Source organism: Faecalitalea cylindroides ATCC 27803 (assembly GCF_000469305.1).
Lineage (GTDB): Bacteria > Bacillota_I > Bacilli_A > Erysipelotrichales > Erysipelotrichaceae > Faecalitalea > Faecalitalea cylindroides.
On record NZ_KI270965.1, the window covers coordinates 1 to 725 of the forward strand.

General features: G+C 28.0%; 1 protein-coding gene. It reads left to right on the plus strand.

Features of this window, described 5'->3' with window-relative positions; translation table 11 throughout:
- Positions 1–378 precede the first annotated feature (378 nt).
- A partial coding sequence (locus tag HMPREF0367_RS01515) for a hypothetical protein (RefSeq protein WP_148449344.1) occupies positions 379–725 on the plus strand: 347 nt, incomplete at its 3' end.

Sequence of the window (725 nt, forward strand, 5' to 3'; positions counted from 1 at the left end):
TATCTGTTTTATAGATTGTTGAAGGTTAAGTATGCACTAAACTAATCTGGTATTCATTGACGTCAAGACAATTATGAATTAACTGTCTAATACTAGAATTCTTCGTTTGAAAGATTTGAAAGAGGAAATTATTGCGATTAAGAAATTAAAAATTTGTAATTTTAATATATTGCAACATTGCAAATTGCTATTTTATTTCCTTCTTCAAATAATATAGGGTACAATAAAATCAAAAGGATGTAAATTTTTGGATATGAACGAAGAAACAAGATTTTTAAAAATAGACAGCAAAAAACGTAAAAAAGCTTTAAACAAAAGTGGTAAAAAAAAGTGAAGACGGTATCAATCCCTATGAAAATATTTTATGCACTGTCAGTAATGCTTAAAGTATTAGCTTTAATTTTAGGTATTTTAAATATTGCTTATGTCTTCATGGTAAAGGAGTGGGTATATCTATTATTCTTAGGATTAACGGTTGTAGTACCAATGTGCTTTGCAACGATATTCTGGTCATTCTATTCAGCATATTTAACGGCAGATTTTCGTTGTAAAAGCAACGAAGTCGTTACGATTAAAGACAAAGAAATTGTTTATACGTTTTATGATAATCGAGCTGGAATCAATGATTCATTATTTGCATATGATCAAATTGACCGAATTGAGTATGATGAAGAAACAACTATCTTAACCATTTATGGAAATATTTTAGTTCGCTTCTTTGAAAA